General features: G+C 47.5%; 22 protein-coding genes and 1 rRNA gene. All 23 read right to left on the bottom strand.

Going from position 1 to position 22,120, the window contains the following annotated elements; translation table 11 throughout:
* A 16S ribosomal RNA gene (locus tag RQP52_RS34210) occupies positions 1-71 on the bottom strand; the annotation flags it as partial.
* Positions 72-390: 319 nt separating this feature from the next.
* The gene (gene lysS / locus RQP52_RS34205) at positions 391-1,887 is read right to left on the bottom strand and encodes a lysine--tRNA ligase (protein ID WP_315955974.1); all 1,497 of its coding nucleotides are present in this window, start codon (positions 1,885-1,887) and stop codon (positions 391-393) included.
* Positions 1,888-2,012: 125 nt separating this feature from the next.
* A complete protein-coding gene (gene greA, locus RQP52_RS34200; RefSeq protein WP_127457170.1) occupies positions 2,013-2,489 on the bottom strand; it encodes a transcription elongation factor GreA in 477 nt (158 codons plus the stop codon).
* Positions 2,490-2,710: 221 nt separating this feature from the next.
* Complete coding sequence (gene dusB / locus RQP52_RS34195) at positions 2,711-3,727, bottom strand: tRNA dihydrouridine synthase DusB (RefSeq protein ID WP_315955973.1); 1,017 nt, start codon at positions 3,725-3,727, stop codon at positions 2,711-2,713.
* A gap of 17 nt (positions 3,728-3,744) precedes the next feature.
* A complete protein-coding gene (locus RQP52_RS34190) occupies positions 3,745-3,957 on the bottom strand; it encodes a helix-turn-helix domain-containing protein (RefSeq protein WP_315955972.1) in 213 nt (70 codons plus the stop codon).
* Positions 3,939-4,454: a 2-amino-4-hydroxy-6-hydroxymethyldihydropteridine diphosphokinase gene (folK, locus tag RQP52_RS34185; RefSeq protein ID WP_315955971.1), complete on the bottom strand. Its 516-nt coding sequence runs from the start codon at positions 4,452-4,454 to the stop codon at positions 3,939-3,941. The genes RQP52_RS34190 and folK overlap by 19 nt, the downstream gene beginning before the upstream one ends.
* Positions 4,451-4,819 (bottom strand): dihydroneopterin aldolase, encoded by a 369-nt coding sequence (gene folB / locus RQP52_RS34180; RefSeq protein ID WP_315955970.1) that lies wholly within the window; start codon positions 4,817-4,819, stop codon positions 4,451-4,453. Before folB ends, folK begins: the two co-directional genes overlap by 4 nt.
* Positions 4,820-4,836: 17 nt before the next feature.
* Positions 4,837-5,652 (bottom strand): dihydropteroate synthase, encoded by an 816-nt coding sequence (folP, locus tag RQP52_RS34175; protein ID WP_315955969.1) that lies wholly within the window; start codon positions 5,650-5,652, stop codon positions 4,837-4,839.
* A gap of 33 nt (positions 5,653-5,685) precedes the next feature.
* Complete coding sequence (gene pabC / locus RQP52_RS34170) at positions 5,686-6,549, bottom strand: aminodeoxychorismate lyase (protein ID WP_315955968.1); 864 nt, start codon at positions 6,547-6,549, stop codon at positions 5,686-5,688.
* A 3-nt stretch (positions 6,550-6,552) separates the two neighbouring features.
* The gene (gene pabA / locus RQP52_RS34165; protein WP_161407595.1) at positions 6,553-7,134 is read right to left on the bottom strand and encodes an aminodeoxychorismate/anthranilate synthase component II; all 582 of its coding nucleotides are present in this window, start codon (positions 7,132-7,134) and stop codon (positions 6,553-6,555) included.
* A 33-nt stretch (positions 7,135-7,167) separates the two neighbouring features.
* Complete coding sequence (locus RQP52_RS34160; RefSeq protein ID WP_315955967.1) at positions 7,168-8,706, bottom strand: anthranilate synthase component I family protein; 1,539 nt, start codon at positions 8,704-8,706, stop codon at positions 7,168-7,170.
* A 121-nt stretch (positions 8,707-8,827) separates the two neighbouring features.
* The gene (cysK, locus tag RQP52_RS34155; protein ID WP_127457161.1) at positions 8,828-9,769 is read right to left on the bottom strand and encodes a cysteine synthase A; all 942 of its coding nucleotides are present in this window, start codon (positions 9,767-9,769) and stop codon (positions 8,828-8,830) included.
* Between the two features lie 103 nt (positions 9,770-9,872).
* Positions 9,873-10,832 carry a peptidyl-prolyl cis-trans isomerase gene (locus RQP52_RS34150; protein ID WP_315955966.1) on the bottom strand — a complete coding sequence of 320 codons (960 nt, stop codon included), beginning with the start codon at positions 10,830-10,832 and terminating at the stop codon, positions 9,873-9,875.
* A gap of 34 nt (positions 10,833-10,866) precedes the next feature.
* Positions 10,867-11,733, bottom strand: coding sequence for an Hsp33 family molecular chaperone HslO (gene hslO / locus RQP52_RS34145; protein ID WP_315955965.1), 867 nt, complete (start codon positions 11,731-11,733; stop codon positions 10,867-10,869).
* A 23-nt stretch (positions 11,734-11,756) separates the two neighbouring features.
* The gene (locus RQP52_RS34140; protein WP_315955964.1) at positions 11,757-12,521 is read right to left on the bottom strand and encodes a type III pantothenate kinase; all 765 of its coding nucleotides are present in this window, start codon (positions 12,519-12,521) and stop codon (positions 11,757-11,759) included.
* Positions 12,518-13,387: a carboxylating nicotinate-nucleotide diphosphorylase gene (gene nadC / locus RQP52_RS34135; RefSeq protein ID WP_315955963.1), complete on the bottom strand. Its 870-nt coding sequence runs from the start codon at positions 13,385-13,387 to the stop codon at positions 12,518-12,520. Before nadC ends, RQP52_RS34140 begins: the two co-directional genes overlap by 4 nt.
* 1 nt (position 13,388) lies before the next feature.
* Positions 13,389-14,999 (bottom strand): L-aspartate oxidase, encoded by a 1,611-nt coding sequence (gene nadB / locus RQP52_RS34130; protein ID WP_315955976.1) that lies wholly within the window; start codon positions 14,997-14,999, stop codon positions 13,389-13,391.
* A 128-nt stretch (positions 15,000-15,127) separates the two neighbouring features.
* Positions 15,128-16,066 (bottom strand): quinolinate synthase NadA, encoded by a 939-nt coding sequence (nadA, locus tag RQP52_RS34125; protein WP_315955962.1) that lies wholly within the window; start codon positions 16,064-16,066, stop codon positions 15,128-15,130.
* 201 nt (positions 16,067-16,267) lie between these two features.
* Positions 16,268-18,220 (bottom strand): ATP-dependent zinc metalloprotease FtsH, encoded by a 1,953-nt coding sequence (ftsH, locus tag RQP52_RS34120; protein ID WP_315955961.1) that lies wholly within the window; start codon positions 18,218-18,220, stop codon positions 16,268-16,270.
* Between the two features lie 97 nt (positions 18,221-18,317).
* A complete protein-coding gene (gene hpt / locus RQP52_RS34115; protein ID WP_127457153.1) occupies positions 18,318-18,857 on the bottom strand; it encodes a hypoxanthine phosphoribosyltransferase in 540 nt (179 codons plus the stop codon).
* Between the two features lie 70 nt (positions 18,858-18,927).
* Positions 18,928-20,343 carry a tRNA lysidine(34) synthetase TilS gene (gene tilS, locus RQP52_RS34110; RefSeq protein ID WP_315955960.1) on the bottom strand — a complete coding sequence of 472 codons (1,416 nt, stop codon included), beginning with the start codon at positions 20,341-20,343 and terminating at the stop codon, positions 18,928-18,930.
* A gap of 36 nt (positions 20,344-20,379) precedes the next feature.
* Positions 20,380-21,291: a serine/threonine-protein kinase gene (locus RQP52_RS34105; protein WP_315955959.1), complete on the bottom strand. Its 912-nt coding sequence runs from the start codon at positions 21,289-21,291 to the stop codon at positions 20,380-20,382.
* On the bottom strand, positions 21,275-21,994 hold the full coding sequence (locus RQP52_RS34100; protein WP_127457174.1) for a vWA domain-containing protein: 720 nt from the start codon (positions 21,992-21,994) through the stop codon (positions 21,275-21,277). The genes RQP52_RS34105 and RQP52_RS34100 overlap by 17 nt, the downstream gene beginning before the upstream one ends.
* Positions 21,995-22,120 lie beyond the last annotated feature (126 nt).

Here is a 22,120-nt window from a genome sequence, read left to right as displayed (position 1 = left end):
CTCCGCTCGACTTGCATGTATTAGGCACGCCGCCAGCGTTCGTCCTGAGCCAGGATCAAACTCTCCATAATAGAAAAGCTGAATAGCTCATTGACTTGCTAGCGAGATTTTACAATCTCATTTATAGTCGATTACTCGACTGTGCTTACTCACTCGTTGTTCAGTTTTCAAAGATCAAGAACTCTTGTCCTATCCGCTTTCTTTCGAAAGCCGGAAGTCCAATATACCATACTGAGTTTTTGTTTGCAACTTATTTTTTAAGTTGTTTTCAACCATTTGCTCGTTGTCCTCAGCGGCAACTTTTATAAGATACCACAGACGCTGCAGACAATGCAAGTACTTTCGACAAAAAATTTCGAGGCATCTTACGATGCCCCGAAATGGTCTTCCTTACTCTCCTTGACGCTCACGCATAAGCGGGAACAACAAGACATCGCGAATAGATGGGGCATTGGTCAATAGCATAACCAAACGGTCGATTCCTATTCCTAAACCACCTGTTGGCGGCATTCCATATTCCAATGCACGAATGAAGTCCTCATCCATTTCATGAGCTTCATCATTCCCCTGCTCTTTCTCACGAAGCTGAGCCTCGAAACGCTCTCTTTGATCGATAGGATCATTAAGCTCAGTAAATGCATTCGCATGCTCACGCGCTACGATAAAGAGCTCGAAGCGATCCGTGAAGCGCGGATCTTCCGGGTTCTTTTTGGCAAGCGGTGAAATTTCTAGAGGATGTCCATAAATAAAGGTCGGCTGAATCAGCGTCTCTTCTACAAACGTCTCAAAGAATTGGTTCAAGATATGACCAAATGTCATATGAGGCTCCACTGGCACATTATGCTCTTTGGCTAAGCGATGCGCTTCCTCGTTCGTCATTTGAACGCCGAAGTCTACACCTTTCACTTCTTTAACCGCATCAACCATGGAGATACGTCTCCAGCCAACAGCTAGATCAACCACGTGATCTCCATAAGGAATTGAAGTCGTACCAAGAACCTCTTGAGCGATATGCGCAATAAGCTCCTCAGTCAGCTTCATAATGTCTTTGTAGTCAGCATAAGCTTCGTACAACTCAATCATCGTAAATTCTGGATTATGGCGCGTGGAGATACCTTCATTCCGGTAAACACGACCAATTTCGTAAACTTTCTCTAGTCCGCCAACAATAAGGCGTTTCAAGTGAAGCTCAATAGCAATACGCATATGAAGCTGCATATCCAAAGCATTATGATGCGTATTAAACGGACGAGCCGAAGCCCCGCCTGCAACCGAATGAAGCGTCGGTGTTTCCACCTCTAAATAACCCAGCGAATCCAGGTAACGGCGCATCGACTGAATAATACGGGAACGCAGAATAAATGTCTGTTGAACATCTTGATTCATAATCAAATCAACATAACGTTGACGATAGCGCAATTCTACATCGCTAAGACCATGGAATTTGTCCGGAAGCGGAAGCAAGGACTTGGTCAATACCTCAAGAGACTTAACCTTAATGGAGGTTTCTCCGGTTTTCGTTTTAAAAACAACACCTTGAACGCCAACCATGTCACCCAGATCCAAAAGATCAAAAGCTTTGTACTTGTTCGCATCCAACGCATCTTCCCGTACGTAGATTTGAATTTTCCCTGTAATGTCTTGGATATGAGCAAAACTTGCTTTACCCATGCCTCTTTTTTGCATAATACGTCCTGCAATACTAACCTCGTAGTGCTCTTCGTCCAGCTCTTCCTTTGTTTTGTCCTGGTAAGCTGTCAAGATCTCTAGCGTTGTATGCGTTCTAACGTATTTGCTGCCGAAAGGATCTACACCCAGACCGCGAAGCTCGTCCAATTTGTTACGGCGAATGACGAGCAATTCGTTCAATTCCACTTCCTGGCTCATGTTTTCATCTCCTACATATTTTAGTAAAGGGTGCTAAAACCGGAAAAAAGCTTCCGTAAGGAAGCTTTCCAGACAATTTGCCTATGCTGAGCAAAGGTAAACTGAAACGGGGCTGCGGCTGCACGCTACTTTTTAATATCAACAATTTGATACTGAATGACGCCAGCTGGAACGTTAACATCAACGGTTGCGCCCTTTTGCTTGCCAAGAATTGCTTTGCCCACCGGGCTTTCATTCGAAATCTTATTCTGTAGCGGATCAGACTCCGCGGTACCTACAATATTGTACTCAACCAAATCACCGAATTCCAAGTCCTTCAGTGTAACGATGGATCCTACACTTACCGTGTTGATATCCACATCGTCGTTATTAATAATCCGCGCATTGCGCAGCATTTTTTCTAAAGTGATGATTCTGCCTTCAATAAAGGCTTGCTCGTTCTTCGCATCTTCGTACTCGGAGTTCTCACTGATATCGCCATACCCGATGGCAACCTTGATTCTCTCCGCGACTTCGCGGCGCTTCACTGATTTAAGATGCTCAAGCTCGTCCTCGAGCCTTCTCAAACCTTCTGGTGTAAGAATGACCTCTTTTTCAGCCATTACCAACTGATCTCCCGTCATGTGAAAGATTTTCATATCGTTGAATCGATGCTTCCTGCTAGGAGTTAGGTCTTTATAGAGCTGATTCAAGTAGTATGAATTCACGGTTATAAAATTAGGAACTTACTCGTTTGTCTTTCAATATATGCAGGAACACATTAATATTGACTGATTATATTGCAACCGTTTCAAAATGTCAATCTCAACCATAGCTGCATGATTTATTGCAGTACGGGAGATTCTTCTTGGCTGGATGACGACGATTGCGCAGCAAGGTGCTCAACGTATTCATTCAGCGTCCGAACCATTTCATCACGCTTCAACATCTCCATAATGGCGTCCTTCACACGAGCTGCTCCTGTTAATCCCTTGAGGTACCAAGCCATATGTTTACGCATCTCTTTTACGGCAACGTGCTCGCCTTTGAGTGCTATGAGTCGGTCCATGTGCAGGATTGCGATGCGGATTTTCTCTTCCGGTGTCGGTTCCGGAGGTAGCTCCCCATTAGCAAGATATTGAACGGTACGGTAAAGCATCCACGGATTGCCTAATGCACCACGGCCGATCATGACGCCGTCCACACCCGTTTGGTCCAACATACGTTTGGCATCCTCAGGCGTAACTACATCACCATTACCAATAACGGGAATCGACAAAGCTTGCTTCACATCTCGGATAATGTTCCAATCCGCTTTCCCTGTGTAGAGCTGCTCGCGCGTACGACCGTGGACGCTAACTGCACTGCCGCCGCCTCTTTCGACAGCCTTTGCATTTTCGACAGCATAGATGTGATCAGAATCCCAGCCGATCCGCATTTTTACGGTGACAGGTTTGTTTACTGCCTTTACGACGGTCTCGATCATTTGTTCAATTTTATCCGGTTGAAGCAACCAGCGTGCACCAGCATCGCATTTGGTAATTTTGGGTACCGGGCAGCCCATATTAATATCAATAATATCTGCGTTGGTATGTTGATCAACGATTTTGGCCGCTTGCACGAGTGTTTCCGTGTCGCCGCCGAAGATTTGTAAGCTGAGCGGTTTTTCCCGGTCATCTACATATAACATTTCCATCGAACGGGTGTTCCCGTGAACGATAGCCTTATCACTAACCATCTCCGCACACACCAGCCCTGTGCCAAACTCTTTGGCAATCAGACGGAATGCAGGATTACAAACGCCCGCCATCGGGGCAAGCACAACTTTATTGGGAGCTTCGACATTACCTATTTTCAGCACCGAAGATTCCACCTCTCTTATCTCGCAACCACTGCGATTAACTCGTCCGGCTCGATATCAAGCACCTGCGAGATCTTATTAATGATTTTCGTATCCGGTTTACGTGTTCCTCTTTCAATTGCACCCAAAATGGCGATCGATACGCCGAGCAAATCAGCTAGTTCATTCTGGGTATATCCTTTCAATTTACGAAAAGCGCGTATGCGCTGAGCTACTGAGCTTTTTTCCATAACACAACGCCTTCCTTTCCTTCCAGTTTCTCCAGATTCGCGGAGATGAATTCAAATGCAGCATCTTGCCGCTCGTAGAGAACCTCTGAGAGAGGGACTAATACAAAAGCCCGCTCATGCATCTGCGGATGCGGAATGATCAAGTCGGGGGTCGTTAACTGCTCGTCGCCGTACAGAAGCAAATCCAAATCGATCGTTCTTGGACCCCAGCGCACATCGCGCTTTCTCCCCAAACGATTCTCAATGGCCAGCAATTTGAATAGCAAATCTTCAGCAGGAATAACCGTTTGTAACTGAACGACCATATTAAGAAAAGCAGACTGGTCTACATAACCGACCGGCTCGGTTTCGTAAATACTGGACAAGCCAGTCACGACAATACCCGGCTCCTGGTTCAGCGCTGTAATCGCATCCTGCAAATATTGTTCGCGATCATTTATATTGGATCCTAATGCGACATAAGCTGCAATGCTGCGTTCTCGTTCTTCGGCTGTCATGACGTTGCCCGCTTTCGGTTAATCTCTACAGTCACGCCGTCAAAAATAACGGCAAAGGGCGGATGCGGCTTAATGACGCGAACCGTCACTTCATTGATACTAGTATAAGTATGAAGAAGCATTGATGCAATGTTTTCCGCTAAAGCTTCAATTAATTGGAAAGTGCGTCCTTCGACAATTTCTTTTACTTTGAAAAAAACCTCGCCATAATTCACCGTATCGTCGAGATGATCCGACTGGCCGGGTTTATGAAGCGGAAGCATCAGCTCTACATCCACATAAAAGCGCTGGCCCAATTTATTCTCTTCCTGAAAAACACCGTGATTACCAAAAAACTGCATGCGGGACAGTGTGATTTTGTCCATTGATGTGACCTCCTTCATTATGAGCGAATAATGGCATCCGTCATGACGGCAGCCCGCTTGGTTGCTAATACGTCGTGCACACGAACGATTCCACAGCCCTGCGCGATTCCCAGCACGACAGTTGAAAGCGAGCCTTCCAACCGCTCGGCCGGCGGTAGATTCAATGTCATCCCGATCACGCTTTTACGCGATGTACCCAGGAGGACCGGATACCCAAGATCAACAAGAGGGCGCAGTTGGTTCATAAGCTGCAAGTTCTGTTCGTAGGATTTCGCAAAGCCGATCCCCGGATCCAAAATAATCCGTTCGTCGCGAACACCCGCGTCTCGTGCTTGACTCACATAGTGCTGAAGATCGCTTAGCACCTCTGGTAGGAAAGCCTTATATTCCGTGTTCAATCGGTTATGGGTAATAATGAAGGGGCAATCGTAGCTCGCCGCTACGTCAACCATACGGGGGTCGGCCTGCCCACCCCATACATCATTGATGATGTGCGCCCCTGCCGCTAAAGCTTGCTTAGCGACCTCTGCTTTATACGTATCTATAGAAATAGGAACGTTAATTTCACGACTTAGAGCCTCAATGACGGGGATTACCCGGCGAAGTTCCTCCTCCTCGGTCACCTCCGCAGAACCTGGACGGGTGGACTCGCCTCCAATATCAATGATATCTGCGCCATCCTCAACCATCTGCCGAGCTCTGCGTATGGCATCTTCTACGGTGACATAGGATCCGCCATCCGAAAAGGAATCCGGGGTTACGTTCAATATGCCCATGATGATCGTTCGATCACCGATGGGCAGCTCGTGTCCTTTACAGGATAACACTTTCATCTGCTGTTCACTTCCTGTATGTTTATCATTTTATCAATATTCGTTATATGTCCGAATCAGTTCACGAGTTATGGGACCCACTGTTCCTGTACCCACTGAGATCTTTTGACCACTAGGTGTATACAAAGTTGTGACCGGCACGATTTCTTGAATGGAATTGACCAGAAACACCTCATCAGCCTCCACCAAATCTTCCCAACGATATAAACCATCTTGAGCAGGTATCTGCCCTCGCTGGGCAATTCGAAGTACGTGCGCTCTGGTGATTCCCGCCAAAATGCCTGTATCCAGCGAAGGCGTGTAGCATGTCCCGTCCTTAATGAAAAAGATGTTGCTGACAATCCCCTCAGCCACATAACCCTCTTCGCTCATCATCAGACCCTCTGCGCGTGTGGCCCAGGGGTATTGGCCTAGCTCTCTTTTAGCCAAAATATTGTTCATATAGTGAAAAGACTTGAATCGGTACAAGCCCTCCGGTGTATTTCGAGGCAGCTTCAGCAGCTGTAAGGCTTTGCCCTCTTCATATGTCTTCGTATCCCTCGGCGGGAGGGCCTTGATATAGACAATCTCGGTAGGCTGACCGTAGTCCCCCGAAGGAAGACCAAGCGCTTCTACTCCAGCAGATACGGAAAAACGAATATAGGCATCCTGAAGCTCGTTCGCAGCAAGCAGATCTTCAATCAACTTCTCTGCGCGGTCAAAATCATGCTCATACCCAATCCCTAGCTCCTTACAACCCTCCGCAAGACGATTCATGTGCTCAGCAAGGAGAAAAGGAACTTTGTTATAAGTACGGAAGGTCTCAAAGAGACCTAATCCGTAAAGAAAACCGTGATCATAAACCGAGACCACGGCTTGTTGTTCATCTATAAGTTTGCCATTGATGCTAATGATCATAAATTAAGCTCCTGCTTTAGCCGTGCGGCGTAGAAAATTGCGCAGCATTTGGTGGCCATGCTCCGTGATAATGGATTCGGGATGAAATTGAACGCCCTCAATCGGATATTCCTTATGACGCAGCGCCATGATTTCACCTTCAGCCGTACGGGCACTGACTTCCAAGCAATCAGGCAGCGTCTCCGCTTTGACAATCAAAGAATGGTAACGTGTCGCGATGAAAGGAGATGGTAACCCTTCGAACAACGTTTGGCCATCATGGAAGATTTCTGAGGTCTTGCCGTGCATTAAGCGCTCAGCTCGAATGACGTCGCCGCCAAAAGCTTGTCCGATGGACTGATGTCCCAGACAAACGCCGAAAATGGGGATTTTACCCTTGAAATGGTCAATCAGTGATAGGCTAATACCGGCTTCATTCGGCGTGCAAGGACCCGGAGATATTAAGATATGGTCGGGCGCCAAGGCCTCCACACCTGCTAAATCAATTTCGTCATTGCGACGAACGATGACTTCTTCCCCAATTTCCCCCAAGTATTGGACGAGGTTGTACGTAAACGAATCATAATTATCAATCACTAAAATCATTCTAAGCTCCCCTTTCGTCAGCCCTGCTCAGGCTTAAGCTCGGCTCATGCTCCGCTCGCTATATTCAATTGCTTTCCACATCGCTTTGGCTTTGTTCAAAGATTCGATATACTCACGCTCGGGAATAGAATCGATGACGATCCCCGCCCCCGCTTGAATATGCCCCATACCTTCTGCCGCCACCAGCGTGCGTATAATAATATTAAATTCCATATTGCCATTATAGTCAATCCACCCCATAGAACCCGTGTACGGGCCGCGGCGAACTGGCTCTAACTCTTCAATGATTTCCATTGTCCGAATCTTCGGGGCGCCTGTGATTGTTCCTCCAGGGAACGTAGCCGCAATGACATCGTACGCATCCTTGCCTTCCGCCAACTCGCCGACCACTTCGGAGACGATGTGCATGACATGGGAATAGTACTCGATGACCATAAAATCCTTGACGCGGACAGAGCCGTACTTGGAGATGCGGCCAAGGTCGTTGCGCTCGAGATCGACCAGCATGACGTGCTCGGCGCGCTCTTTTTCGTTGTCGATGAGCTCGCCGGCCAGGCGCAGGTCATCCTGTTCGTCTTTGCCGCGCGGGCGTGTGCCAGCGATAGGACGCGTCCGCAGGACGCCATCCTCCAGCTGCACGAGCAGCTCCGGCGAGCCGGAGACGAGGGCGAAGCCTGCGAAGCGCAGCAAGCCCATATAAGGCGAGGGATTGACGATGCGCAGCGCCTCGTAGATCTCTTCCGGCGTCGTGTTCAAGCGCCGGCTCTGTCTGACAGACAAGTTGACTTGGAACACGTCACCTTGTGAGATGTAGGCTTGGATGCGCTGCACCGCCGCCATGTAGTCGGCTTTGCCGAACGCAGGCTGGATGCCCGCGATGCTCTCTACATCGATGTGCAGCTGCTCGCGCGCGATCGATGTCCCTTCCGGGCCGCTGTGCGGCGAGCCCGCTGCGCTGCTAGTGCTGATGCCCTGCCAGCGACGAAGCATGGCATCTGTCTGCTCTTGCGCCTGCGCATATAGCTGCTGCAGATACGCGTCATCCGCAGCCAGGTCCGTCTGCAGGGACGTGTGGACCATGAGGTATAGGCTTTTCTCAAGGTGATCCACAGCCCATACTTGATCATACATAGCAAAGCTGTAATCCGGGATTGGCAGATCATCCGCCGCTTGGGTCGGTAGCTTCTCGATAGTACGGATTACATCGTAGCTCCAGTATCCGACACATCCACCTAAGAATTTAGGACCGCCTTCTACTTTGGGACTATGATGAGAAGACATCCATTGTTTCACGATTGAAAGCGGCTCGCCTTTCATGCGAGTTACATGACCGGACGAAGTCATTTCAGCTTCCAACCCTTTTCCATGTACCGTCGAAAATGGTTGTAACCCGAGGAACGTGTAGCGCCCGCCTTTCCCGCTCTCCAGTACAAAAGAATTCGGCGCCGCTTCCTGCCAAGCTGATTCCCAGGAGACGATACGATCTTCGCCCAGCTCGAGCTTAACGACGTAAGGCAGCATGGTATACGCGGAGGACCAACTGCGCCACTGCTCTAGGGTTGTTAAAATCATGATTGCCCCTCCTTCCAATAATATCCGAAGATTAGTTGTCCATTAGTATACTCCAACCTATCACAGAAAAAAAGCCCCAGCTGCAAGAGCTGAGGCTTACTTAATTGCATGAAGGTCAACTTTATTGCTCTTCGAATTGGTAAAGCGGTGTAGACAGGTAACGCTCACCGTTACTTGGTACGATCGCTACGACACGTTTGCCAGCTCCAAGTTCTTTGGCCACTTTCAAAGCTGCGAAAATCGCTGCGCCTGAGGAAATACCGCCAAGAATACCTTCTTCTTTGGCTACGCGACGGGAAGTTTCGAAAGCATCTTCATTCTCCACCGCAATGATTTCATCGTAAATGTTTGTGTTCAAAATACCAGGAACAAAACCTGCACCGATACCTTGAATTTTGTGAGGACCTGGTTTACCGCCGGAAAGAACCGGTGAAGCCGCAGGTTCTACCGCATAAATTTTGATATCAGGGAAATTTTCTTTCAGCACGCCGCCAGCGCCCGAAATCGTACCACCTGTACCGATACCGGAAATGAAAGCATCCAATTTGCCATCGTGACCCTTGATTGCTTCCACGATTTCTGGACCTGTTGTTTCACGGTGAACTTTCACGTTAGCCGGGTTCTCAAATTGTTGCGGGATGAAATAGGAAGGATTCTCCGCTTTCAATTCTTCCGCACGTTTGATCGCACCCTTCATTCCTTCTGCTCCCGGTGTAAGAACAAGTTGCGCACCGTAAGCACGAAGCAGGTTGCGTCTTTCTAGAGACATCGTTTCTGGCATAACCAGAATCGCTTTATATCCTTTAGCTGCTGCAACAAGTGCAATTCCGATTCCTGTGTTACCGCTAGTTGGCTCAACGATTGTATCACCAGGCTTAAGTTTGCCTTCTTGCTCAGCTACTTCGATCATGGAGATGGCAATACGGTCTTTAACGCTGGCACCAGGGTTCTGATACTCCAATTTAACATAAACCTCTGCGCTTCCTTCCGGAACGACACGATTCAAACGAACAAGCGGTGTATCTCCAATCAAATCCGTAATGCTTTGTACTAATCTTGCCATTGCTAGTTCCCCTCCAGATTGAGTAATAGATGATTTCCGAGTTAATTAGTCGGTATTATACATTTAATCTTATCAATGCACCCACGCGTTGTCAACCACATTTTCAGAGACCCTGCTTAAACTCCGGAGCAATAACAGCTACTTTCCATTTCGTTCGAAGCTGCGAAACATAATCCTTAAGCGGCGGAGCTTCCTGCAGCGCCAACTCTCTGCGCACATTTTCACGAATAAACGCTTGATCCGGATTTTCTTTGTCACGCTTGTTTTTCAGCTTCACTACTGCAAATCCTTGCGCTAACGCTACTGGCTTACTGACTTCCCCAACCTTCAGCAATTTCGCAGCCTCCAGAACGGGTGCTGCCACAAAAGGGTCATCACCCTCAATCCAGCCGAGGTCTCCTCCCGTGTTATTGGTTGCGTCATCCAGGGAGCGATCTCTGGCCAGAATTTCAAAGCTTTCGCCTTTCCCCAGCGCGGCAATCACTTTGTTCGCCTGATCCTTGGTAGAAACAATTATCTGCTGGATGTTGTACTCGGTTTCCTGCTTAAATTCATCAGGATGCGCTTGGACATAAGATTCCACCTGAGCATCCGTTATTTGAATATGGCTGGTAGCAAGTTTCTCCAATAGCAGCTTATTCGTAACGTCCTCTTTGATTTCTTGCCGGGACAGCCCCAACTGATTTTGCATAGAGGCATAAAATTGTTCTTCACTCTCGTATCCTTGCTGCATTCGTTTCAACTCACGTGCAATCTCCGCATCTGCAATCGCAGTCCCCGTCTCGTTTCCTTCCAGACGTATCACTTCACGATCCAACAGCTGACCTAACAGTTCTGCTCCATAATGATGTTCCAGCGCTGTTCGAAGCTCTTGCCGCGTAATATCTCGACTTCCAATTTTGGCTACGACCTGATCATTGTTCTGCTCGCCTTGCTGCTCAGGATCCGCTGGGTGACTCGATTCTGATTGGTTCATAGTATGAGTGATCAGCAAGGATGCGAGCACGAGAATACATACTGCCATCAGAATGATGACTCCCCACAATCGCTTTACGTTCTGCATCCTGACTCCTCTTCATTTCCATAATGCTGCTGATCTACAGATCAATCATGCGTTGCAACTCTTCTTCGTCGAAACGATAGGCTTCATTGCAGAAATGACACACAACTTCGGCGAAGCCTTCATCATCGAGAATTTCTTGAAGCTCCGCTTTCCCCAGGGAAATAAGCGTCGATTCAATCCTTTCCCGACTGCATTTGCAGCGGAACATAACATCCATTTGATCGAGTGTTTGAAAAGAAGGTAATACCGTCTGCAAAATTCCTTCCAGGTTTAATCCGCCGCCGAGCATGGTTGTAAAGGAAGGGATGCGTGAGAGTATTTCCTCAATTTCACTAATCTCCTGATCGCTTAATCCAGGAAGCAATTGAATGACGAATCCGCCCGCTGCTAAGATCGAGTGATCGGTATTTACCAAAACACCAAGAGCTACTGCTGAAGGCGTCTGTTCCGACTTCGCAAAATAGTAGGTGAAGTCTTCCGCTAATTCGCCAGAAACTAGCGGTGTGCTGCCTTTGTAAGGTTCTTTGAGACCTAAATCTTTGGTTATGTACAAAAAGCCGTCCGTTCCGACCGCAGCGGCAACATCGAGTTTACCATTCGCTTTAAGGGGAGGGTCAACCAGCGGATTATCCACATAACCACGCACCTCGCCTTTGGCATTGGCATCGACCACAATCTGCCCGATTGGACCGTCTCCTTTGACTTGAATAATGAGATGTTCCTCACCTTTGAGCATGGCTCCCAAAAGAAGACCGGCGGCTGCCGTTCTTCCTAACGCCGCAGTGGCGGTAGGGGTCGTTTGGTGTCTTCGGCTAAGTTCCTCTGTGAGGACGGTGGTTTGTACCGCAAAAGCACGAACTCTTCCCTGAAGGGCCGTTCCTCGAATTAAATAATCGCCCATGTTACGTCCTTTCCTTAAACAGCTTATGCATTTCTCTCATAAATCATTTGTAAACCTTGCAGTGTCAGCAAAGGATTCACGATTTGAATCGTTCGGGACTCACTGGAGATCAATTCTGCAAGCCCCCCCGTTGCTATGACGGTAGGATTTACATTAAACTCCTGTTTTACACGTTCAACAATCCCATCCACTTGACCTACGTAGCCATAAATAATCCCTGCCTGCATAGCAGCTACCGTATTTTTGCCGATTACGCTTTTCGGCTTCACAAGCTCAATGCGCGGAAGCTTTGCCGCTTTTTGATACAACGCTTCTGTGGAAATACCGATGCCTGGTGCAATCGCGCATCCCACTAACTGCTGGGCTGGATCAATATAGTCATAGGTTGTCGCCGTTCCGAAATCAACAATAATACAAGGAGCTCCATACAGTTCAAGAGCTGCAACCGCATTTACAATACGATCCGCCCCAACTTCTTTGGGATTGTCTACCCGCACATTCAATCCCGTCTTAATGCCGGGACCTACGGTAAATGGCGTCCTTTTCAAATAATGCTTACAAAGGCTTTCCATCACACTAACGAGCGGAGGGACAACGGAAGAGACGATTACACCCTCTACTTCGCTGAATTTAATCCCAGAATGTTGAAAAAGGCTATGCAACTGCATGCCGTATTCATCAACGGTAGCCGAACGATTCGTGCTCACCCGCCAGTGGTGCAGGAGTGTACGCTCTTTGTAGAGGCCAAGCACAATATTGGTATTCCCCACATCGATCACGAGAATCATAACGCTGTCCCCTTCCGCTCATTAAGGTCAAGTGAAATATCCAGCGCTGCAACCGAGTAGGTCAACCGTCCAACCGAAATCACATCTACGCCCGATTCAGCCATAGCTTTAATGGTCTGCACCGTTACAGATCCTGATCCTTCTACTACAATATGCGGAGCTTTGCTTTTAATTATGGAAACTGCTTCCTTCATTTTAGCCGGTGCCATATTATCCAACATGATAATGTCAGCTTGGGCCGATAACGCTTCTTGCAATTGGTCAAAATCTTCGACCTCTACCTCAATCTTCATGGTGTGGGGGATCTGCTTCCTGGCCGCTTGTACAGCCTGTGTGATACCTCCAGAGCCCTTGATGTGATTATCCTTGATCATAACCGCATCATAAAGACCGAAACGGTGATTATGACCGCCGCCTACGCGAACGGCATATTTCTCAAGAAGCCGATGACCCGGCGTCGTCTTCCTTGTGTCAACAAGTCTGGTTGGCAAACCTTCCAGGGCATTAACAAACTCCCGTGTTCTGGTCGCAATACCGGACAACCTTTGCATGAGGTTAAGACTCAAACGTTCGCCAAGCAGGATGCTTCGCGTGTTGCCTTCCACTTCAGCAATAATTGTCCCTTTATTAACTGACGATCCTTCTGCGACTTTTGTTTCAAAATGAAGAGTTGAATCGACGACAGCGAAAACTTCGCGGGCAATTTGCAGACCGCAGATGATTCCGTCTTCTTTGACGTGGATAATCCCTTTGGACGCATGGTCCAAAGGGATCGTTGTCAGAGTCGTGACATCACCGGTGCCAATATCTTCTTCTAGCCAAAGCCGAATCTGTTTACGAATAAGTTCCATATTTAAATCCAGCATATTAAATCCACTCCTCTATGCTATCTTCCCCGCGCTTAAAAACAATATGCTTCTTCCAGTCACGATCATCCCGTTCCGGGAAATCTTCCCGGTAATGACCCCCACGGCTTTCCTCACGCGCCAAAGCCGCTGTTGTCGTAAGCAATGCACAATTCAGTAAATTAGCAAATTCATAATCTTCACGTTTCGTCATCAAGGAATCAAAAATAGAAAGCTGTCTGGACAATTCATCGTGGCCTTTTTGCAGACCTTTGGCTGAACGCTTCAGTCCAGCGTAGCGCAGCATGACTTTCTGCAGCTTCAGCTTCTTTTCGACAACAGCCTGATTCGGAATTTCCGTTCTTGGCGCTTCAGACTCCGCGCGGATTTGAATGTCGCCTTCCAGAGCCGGCAGCTCTTGAATACGCTCGATAATCCTTCTGCCGAATACGATAGCTTCCGATAACGAATTGCTCGCTAACCGGTTAGCGCCATGTACACCTGTGGAAGACACTTCACCACACGCGAAAAGTCGGCGAACGTGCGTCTCTCCGTGCAAATCTGTCTTCACGCCACCCATCATATAGTGAGCTGCGGGAGCAACCGGGATCCAGTCCGTGCTCATATCCAAACCATAATTCAAGCAATACTCATAAATCGTTGGAAAGCGATGTTTAATTAGTTCCTCAGATTCATGTGTAATATCTATGTATACAAAAGTTGACTTGCAATTCTCCATCTCGTCGACGATGGCGCGAGCTACAACATCCCTAGGCGCTAACTCCAGCTGGGGATGGTACCTTTCCATAAAACGCTCACCTTTGATGTTGCGAAGGTACGCCCCCTCGCCGCGCACCGCCTCGGAGATCAGAAAGCGCGGAGCGCCAGGATAGCACAGCGCCGTAGGATGGAATTGTACGAATTCCACATCCTGAATTTGCGCACCGGCGCGGTAAGCAATCGCGATGCCGTCACCCGTCGCGATATCGGGATTGGTCGTGTAGCGGAACAGCTGTCCCGCACCACCCGAGCAGAGGATCGTGGCGTTGCCGCGCACAAACACCCGCTGGCCGCCCGGCTTCTGCACGAGTGCTCCGTAGCACTCGCCATCTTGCGTGATCAGGTCGATCACGAAGTGATCGTCCCAGATCTCGATGTTCGGGTCTTGTTTCGTGCGCTCCGAAAGGGCTCGTACAATTTCGGCGCCGGTAGCATCACCATGCGCATGCAAAATGCGTCGCTGGCTGTGAGCCCCTTCCTTCGTCAAAGCGAACTCACCATTCTCCAGATCGAACTGAGTTCCCATTTGAATCAAATCCTGTACGCCGTTAGGACCTTCGTGAACTAGAACATCAACAGCCTCTGGTGAGCAGAGGCCGGCGCCGGCGATCAAAGTATCCTGCATATGATATTCAGGTGAATCCTCGTCGGAAATAACAGCTGCAATCCCGCCTTGTGCATAACGCGTATTGCTATCGAGGAGAGATTTCTTCGTAATCATCAGAACTTTCTTATTTTCACTAGCGCGCAGAGCCGTAAATAATCCTGCAATACCTGCGCCAATCACAATCACATCTGTATGTACATGAGGAATGGAATTTAAGTCTACATCTACGAGGTATCTAGGAATCATGCCGCTCACCCGATCTTCACCATTTATTCTCGCCAAGAAACAGAATCGTGAGATTCTGCTTCTTCACGAGGGTAACTAACAAAAATGATTTGATGCGATCTTTCAATTAAACAAGAGAGTAGCGCATGCTACTTTACTTGTAACATGCGCTCTAAGGACAATCTTGCTTTATCGGCTACATCTTCAGGTACATAAATCTCTGGCTGCATGGTCTCCAAACACTTCACAATTTTCTTCAAATTGTTTACTTTCATGTTCGGGCAGACCAGGTATTTGGTTGCAAAGTGGAATTGTTTGTCCGGACTATCCAAGCGTAGTTGGTAACCCGTCCCGTCTTCCGTCCCGACAATAAATTCTTTGCAGTCTGATTCTTTGCAATATTTAATAATCGCTGTCGTGCTTCCCACGAAATCACCCAACTTCACGACTTCTGGGCGACACTCCGGATGTACAACAAATTGCGCATTAGGATATTGCGCTTTCATTTCCTCTACATCTTTGACCGTCAGCATATCATGCGTATTGCAATAACCTTCCCAGATGATCACTTTTTTGCTTGTGAATTTTGATACATAGTCGCCCAAATTTTTATCCGGTACCCAGATGATCTCATCCGAATCGACGGAATTAATAACGTTTATGGCATTTGCAGAAGTACAACAAATATCTGTTTCTGATTTAACATCAGCGGATGTATTGATGTAGGCAACGACCTTAGCTTTAGGATGTTTGCGCTTCAAAGCACGAAGACCCTCAACATTGACCATATCCGCCATCGGGCAGCCTGCACGCTCATCCGGAATGATCACGGTTTTGTTCGGCGCCAAAATTTTAGCGCTTTCTCCCATGAAGTGGACGCCGCAAAAGACAATAACATCTGCATCTGTTTGTGCCGCTTTTTGCGCTAGCAAAAAGGAATCCCCCCGGAAATCGGCAACTTCTTGAACTTCGTCACGCTGGTAATAATGAGCAAGAATAATAGCATTCCGTTCTTTCTTCAATTGAAGCAACCGCTCTTTCAATTCTCGGTTCTGCTCCGCTTTACGCTCTAGTGCTAAAGCTTCCATGGATGCTTCCTCCCCTGTCTGGGATGTAAAGTGTACTTCTTAACTATCTAAAAGTAGTATGATCTAAGCTAGTTAAAATTAGAGATTTACAACTAATTTACACATTCCAGCATCCCCTGTCAATGCGTAAAAAAGCCGAAATAAGCAGAAAATCCGGGTACACCTGACGTGTACACCGGATTTACGAGTTGCCATTGCTTGTTACTCTTCGGATTGATCCGAATTCGGATCTTTCTCTTTTTCGAACTCTAATTTATTGCTTTCATTCTCTTTGCTTTGCGGTTGAATGTTCACTTTAACGTCCTCGTCAATCCCGCCGACATTCAGCTTGCCTTTTTCCAAAAGCTCAATAATTTCATCTTTATCGAGCGTTTCTTTCTCAAGCAGCGTTTTGGCTACGAGATGCATTTGGTCGGCATGCTCAGTAAGAATGGCGCGTGCACGGTCATAACAAGTGCGGATAAAGCTTTGCATCTCTTGGTCAATCTCATAAGCGATTGCATCGCTATAGTTTTGCTCATGGCCGATGTCGCGGCCTAAGAACACTTGACCTTGGGAGCTGCCGAACTGCATCGGTCCAAGCTTATCGCTCATCCCGTATTCCATAATCATGCGACGGACGATGCCAGTAGCCTTCTGGAAGTCACTGTAAGCCCCTGTGCCGATCTCACCGATAAATAATTCTTCGGCAACACGACCACCAAGGAGGCCAGTTACTTTATCCAACAGCTCGTTCTTCGTCTGCATCATGCGGTCTTCGCCTTCTTTGGGCAACATCATCACGTAACCGCCAGCGCGTCCGCGCGGAACGATCGTCACTTTGTGCACCATATCTGCATTTTCCGCATGATAACCAATGATTGCGTGTCCGGCTTCATGATAGGCGACAATACGTTTCTCAACATCGCTGATGATCCGGCTTTTCTTTTGCGTACCTACAATAATACGGTCAAAAGCTTCCTCGATCTCAGCCATCGAAATATCTTTACGGTTACGACGAGCAGCAATCAATGCTGCTTCGTTCAATAGATTCTCTAAATCAGCGCCTGTAAATCCAGTCGTGTAACGGGACAGAGCGTCCAGCTTCACATCTTTGGCGAGCGGTTTATTGCGGGCATGTACTTTCAGTACAGCTTCGCGGCCTTTAATGTCAGGGCGGTCAACCGTGATTTGACGGTCAAAACGACCTGGACGCAATAAGGCAGGGTCAAGAATATCAGGGCGGTTCGTTGCAGCGACGATAATAATACCTTCGTTAGCGCCAAACCCGTCCATTTCAACTAGCAACTGATTGAGGGTTTGCTCACGCTCGTCATGTCCGCCACCTAATCCAGCGCCGCGTTGACGACCGACCGCATCGATCTCATCAATGAAAATGATACAAGGCGAGTTCTTTTTCGCGTTCTCGAACAAGTCACGAACACGGGATGCGCCGACACCGACGAACATCTCCACGAAGTCAGAACCGGAAATACTGAAGAACGGAACGCCTGCTTCACCGGCAACTGCCCGTGCAAGCAATGTTTTACCTGTTCCCGGAGGACCATTGAGCAGAACCCCTTTAGGGATTCTTGCGCCGACGGCTGCGAATTTCCTTGGATCTTTGAGGAATTCAACAACTTCGACCAATTCTTGTTTTTCTTCATCCGCACCGGCCACATCTTCGAATGTGACACGTTTCTTCTCCTCATTATATAAGCGGGCACGGCTTTTGCCGAAGTTCATCACTTTGCCGCCGCCACCCTGAGCTTGGTTCAATAAGAAGAAAAACAAGATGAAGATAATGACGAATGGGATGATAGAGGTCAGGAAGCTAATCCAGACGCTATCCCGCTCCATTGTCTCATACGTTTCTGATGGAACACCATTGGCTTCGATCAGTTGAACGACCAATTGCTCGTATGGAGCATGCGTTTCAAAACTCTTCTTATCCGCTCCGCTTGGAGGATTAATATACTTACCTTTAATCAAATACGTGTATCCATCGAACTTGAGGGTTACGGATTCCACATTTTTGTTAACAACCGCTTGGCGGAATTTATCGTAAGTAATTAATTCCTTTTGTTCGTTTTGGGTACTGATGAAATGGACGATACCTACTGTTACCAAAAATATAAGTAAATAAAAACCGGTATTCCGGATAATTCGATTCATCCCAAGCCTCCTCTCGAACGGCACACTTTTATTATTTTACCATATCCCGGTAAAGCACTACAACATAACCGCAATGAAGAAGCCCGGAGATATGACATTAGGTTGAGTAAATCTCTGGTTTCAATATGCCGATAAATGGAAGGTTACGGTATTTCTCTGCATAATCCAGACCATATCCGACAACGAACTCGTCTGGAAGCACATAACCTGCGTAATCAGGTTCGAGTTCAACGGTTCTGCGTGCCGGTTTATTAAACAGCGCAACGACCGAAATCGTCTTCGCATTGCGTCGCTCTAGCACATCTATCAGATAACTCAGTGTTAAACCGCTATCGATAATGTCTTCCACAATAAGAATGTGCCGTCCTTCTACGGGAACATCAAGATCTTTGATAATCTTGACGACACCGGATGACTTCGTGGATTGACCATAGCTCGAAACGGCCATGAAGTCGAGTTCCAATGGCACTTTAATTTGCTTCACAAGGTCAGCCATGAAAATAAAAGCTCCCTTAAGCACGCAAATGACCAACGGATTCTTGCCTTCGTAATCTTTGGAGAGTTGTTCTCCTAATTCTTGAATCTTCCCTTGAATCTGTTCTTCACTGTAAAGAACGTCTTGAATGTCGCTGTACAAGGATGAACCCCCTAGTTTATATTATGAATCCTTATAAATTTACATTCTAGAAGAACGAAATTTACGCATGTTACTTCAGCACGAGCTTCAAATGAAGCACACGTTCTGTATCGGGACCAACAAGAGCGTGCTTGGACCTACGAAAGCCGGCAATCCAGAGGATTTGTCCGGAAGCATCGACCAGTAACGGGATGACATCACGCCGACTTAACGGCATTTTGGCATCAATGAACATATCTTTTACCTTTTTGGACCCGTTTAAACCATACGGTTCCAATCGATCTCCTGTTCTGCGGCTACGAAGAACTAGCGGCAGCTGAAGTTGATCCAGATCCAAAAATACGTCCGTTGCGGATGAGAGCAAAGCTGCTGTCTCTAGCGAACTGACGGGCATCCATGAGCAAAGCAGTTTGGCTTCTATTTCCGGCAGGTTCAGTTCATCCGTATCGGATCCGATCGCATAAGCATAAGGCTTCGGCGAAGGAGCAGATATCTGAAATTGAATGGCTTCATATTCTCTCACAATATAAAGGGCATCATCAACCTGCAGTACTTGATTAGAAACCTGATCCTGCAAGATCAGCTCGCGGATACTTTCAATCCGGTTAAATTCCAGCCGGTCCATTCCCAAACAAAGACAGTTTAATATTAATTTAATCAAACGCCTTTGTAAAGCAACGTGAAGTCCGCTGAAATCACTTCTCTGTAGCCGGCAAGCCGCTTCCTGAAAAGTCACTATCCGGCGTAAAACCTGCTCGGTCTCCCCAGCCAAATAATCATCTTCAGCGCGCATCATATCCGTCAATCGATTCAGCGACTCCGGCAGATGTTCATTGTACTGCTTCAGCATCGGCATAACATCCAGCCGAATTTGATTGCGAAAGTACTTCCGCAGCTCATTGCTGCTGTCTTTACAATAAGTAATGTGATGCTGAGCGCAATAATTCACAATATCTGATTTGTATATACGTAGGAAAGGACGAATCAGTTCCACTTTTTTTTCTCGCCTGCGTTCCGGCATCCCGACAAGCCCGGACGGGCCTGTTCCTCGGAGGATTCGCATCATAACCGTTTCCGCTTGATCATCGGCATGATGCGCGAATGCAATTCGCTGAGCATCATAATCTTCCGCAACTTGATGAAGGAATTCGTACCGCTTCTCACGCGCGGCTGCTTGCCCATTCAACGCCGTTTCCTCTATATAAGCCGGTACATCGATGACGCCAATTTCACAAGGTAGACCTAGCTTCTTCGCCAACTCCATCACAAAATCAGCTTCCCCGTCCGATTCCGCACCCCGGAATTGATGATTCACATGAGCTACAACCAACTTCCAGTTGAAACTGGGTATCAGCGCAAAAAGGACATGAAGCAGCGCCACGGAATCAGGTCCTCCTGAAACTGCAACGATGACGACATCTCCCGAATCCGCCAACTTCTCTTCGGTCACTCGCTGCCGCACCTTGGCGACAAGATCGATTTCCATACTGTCTTCCTTTCCGACTTGCATGTTCCCTAATTATTAATTTAACCAGTAAAGATAAACAGTTGCTACAAAAATAAAAATGGAGGCCGCGAAGCAAACCTTAAGCCACGGCATTTTCAGAGCGGGCTGTGAAAGTTTTTTACCCAAAATGAGTTTTTTCCAATAATGAAAAGCTTCCTGCGATGTAGTAAACTCGCCTCTCAATGCTTTTTGAAGAAATGGCGCGATCTGGGCCGCTGCTGAATTTTCTCGCATAATGACCATAAGCTGATCGACATCTCTATTTTGAGGGAGCATCTTGCTCATTGCCGTGAAGCGTTTGCGCTGATCGAGCGATTTTAAAAGTAAAATGGCAAATGAAAATAAATCATAGCTCTCTTCCGCTACCCGTTCCCCCATCTTCCAATAGCCGCGGTCATACACTTCGGTCAGCTGCTTAATCGCTCTGCCTTTGGGTGTCACCCCACCGAAATCAATGAGATCCACATCGCCATACTTGGATACGATCATGTTCTCAATCTTCAAATCCCCAAACACATAACCGCTCTTATGAATCTCCGTCAGCTTTCTGAGCAGGTTGGAGCCAATGACATAGATCCAGTCCTGCCCACGCTTATGTATAAAATGAGAAATTGTCATTCCATCAATATACCGCATGACATAGAAAGAGATCTCTTTCCCGCGAACCTGCATATCATCCGCATCGATTAAGAAGTTCTTAAAGGATGTATCTGTGAGGGATATGGCGAGAAGCGAATTAATCTCCGATTGGTGGTCAACCGTTTCATGTCCTGCTTTTAGAGCAAATCTGGCCGTTCCTCTTCGTACGAGAACCACAACACCGTTAGAGCCAGCACCTAATAAACGTTCGACCACATAACTTCGGCCGTTCCATTTGCCTTGGATTTCTGTCCCTGGACGGAAAGCTTCCTCATACCACGTAGTCACTCAGCATCCCATCCTCGGTTGTTGGTGCGACAGGCTTCTCCGTCACGAACTGCAGCGTCTGCAGGAGCGCCGGACCTGTCGGAGTCGTACCCTTCATGTTTATTTTATAGAACATCTTGTCTAAATTTGCAAGTTGATTCGTCCAGTTGAGATCCATCTCCAACTCTTGGTCCCTCGTTTTTGTTGACGGAAAGTGGAACACGGCTAATTCACTTTTGCCGCTGCGGGCCCTAAGACTTAGCAGAAGATCATGAATAGCTTCCCGCACCGCTGCAAGCTTGGGCTTCATACTAGCACTAGCATCTATTAAAAGCGCTACGCGAAGGGAAGTAGTTTCACTCATGGAATCTATCACCTGCACGACCTCTGCCCGCTTCTCAGGCGGCAGCTGCTCTAATTGATTAATCCCCAGAATGCTTTGCAATTCTTTGCCTACCGCATGCTGTATCGTCGTTGTTACGGTTTTGCGCGTCATCATTTGAACGGTTTGGGACAGCTGGACTGAATTGACAATACGGCTCATCCCCCCGCCTGCTGCGGCAATCTCACGAATCTCCTCCGTCCCTAACAGGCCTAACTCCCCTTGGTCGACCACACCTATGACATTCACAGTTACACCTTCCGTATGCGCTTGTGCAGCCGCTATGACTGGACTCACGCCAACATTCGAACATCCATCTGTAATTAACAAAATCTGTTTCATCATAACAATTGCCTCCCTGACATAAGGAAAATTTGCTCTCTAGCAGCTCATCTCCTAGTTTTTCCATTTTTGAGAGGCTCTAATCACCTGGAAGAGAAAGAAAAGAAGCAGGATCCCCCAAAGGGC

It is taken from the genome of Paenibacillus violae, from assembly GCF_032461945.1.
In the GTDB taxonomy this organism is placed as follows: domain Bacteria; phylum Bacillota; class Bacilli; order Paenibacillales; family NBRC-103111; genus Paenibacillus_E; species Paenibacillus_E violae.
The sequence above is the reverse complement of the archived record's forward strand: the minus strand, read 5'-3'. Positions and strand labels throughout refer to the sequence as shown.

Excerpts from the sequence above, each read along its gene's own strand:
- lysS (WP_315955974.1), bottom strand. The coding sequence starts at position 1,887 with ATGAGCCAGGAAGTGGAATTGAACGAATTGCTCGTCATTCGCCGTAAC.
- greA (WP_127457170.1), bottom strand. The coding sequence starts at position 2,489 with ATGGCTGAAAAAGAGGTCATTCTTACACCAGAAGGTTTGAGAAGGCTC.
- RQP52_RS34190 (WP_315955972.1), bottom strand. The coding sequence starts at position 3,957 with ATGGAAAAAAGCTCAGTAGCTCAGCGCATACGCGCTTTTCGTAAATTG.
- folK (WP_315955971.1), bottom strand. The coding sequence starts at position 4,454 with ATGACAGCCGAAGAACGAGAACGCAGCATTGCAGCTTATGTCGCATTA.
- folB (WP_315955970.1), bottom strand. The coding sequence starts at position 4,819 with ATGGACAAAATCACACTGTCCCGCATGCAGTTTTTTGGTAATCACGGT.
- folP (WP_315955969.1), bottom strand. The coding sequence starts at position 5,652 with ATGAAAGTGTTATCCTGTAAAGGACACGAGCTGCCCATCGGTGATCGA.
- pabC (WP_315955968.1), bottom strand. The coding sequence starts at position 6,549 with ATGATCATTAGCATCAATGGCAAACTTATAGATGAACAACAAGCCGTG.
- pabA (WP_161407595.1), bottom strand. The coding sequence starts at position 7,134 with ATGATTTTAGTGATTGATAATTATGATTCGTTTACGTACAACCTCGTC.
- RQP52_RS34160 (WP_315955967.1), bottom strand. The coding sequence starts at position 8,706 with ATGATTTTAACAACCCTAGAGCAGTGGCGCAGTTGGTCCTCCGCGTAT.
- cysK (WP_127457161.1), bottom strand. The coding sequence starts at position 9,769 with ATGGCAAGATTAGTACAAAGCATTACGGATTTGATTGGAGATACACCG.
- RQP52_RS34150 (WP_315955966.1), bottom strand. The coding sequence starts at position 10,832 with ATGCAGAACGTAAAGCGATTGTGGGGAGTCATCATTCTGATGGCAGTA.
- hslO (WP_315955965.1), bottom strand. The coding sequence starts at position 11,733 with ATGGGCGATTATTTAATTCGAGGAACGGCCCTTCAGGGAAGAGTTCGT.
- RQP52_RS34140 (WP_315955964.1), bottom strand. The coding sequence starts at position 12,521 with ATGATTCTCGTGATCGATGTGGGGAATACCAATATTGTGCTTGGCCTC.
- nadC (WP_315955963.1), bottom strand. The coding sequence starts at position 13,387 with ATGCTGGATTTAAATATGGAACTTATTCGTAAACAGATTCGGCTTTGG.
- nadB (WP_315955976.1), bottom strand. The coding sequence starts at position 14,999 with ATGATTCCTAGATACCTCGTAGATGTAGACTTAAATTCCATTCCTCAT.
- nadA (WP_315955962.1), bottom strand. The coding sequence starts at position 16,066 with ATGGAAGCTTTAGCACTAGAGCGTAAAGCGGAGCAGAACCGAGAATTG.
- ftsH (WP_315955961.1), bottom strand. The coding sequence starts at position 18,220 with ATGAATCGAATTATCCGGAATACCGGTTTTTATTTACTTATATTTTTG.
- tilS (WP_315955960.1), bottom strand. The coding sequence starts at position 20,343 with ATGGAAATCGATCTTGTCGCCAAGGTGCGGCAGCGAGTGACCGAAGAG.
- RQP52_RS34100 (WP_127457174.1), bottom strand. The coding sequence starts at position 21,994 with ATGAAACAGATTTTGTTAATTACAGATGGATGTTCGAATGTTGGCGTG.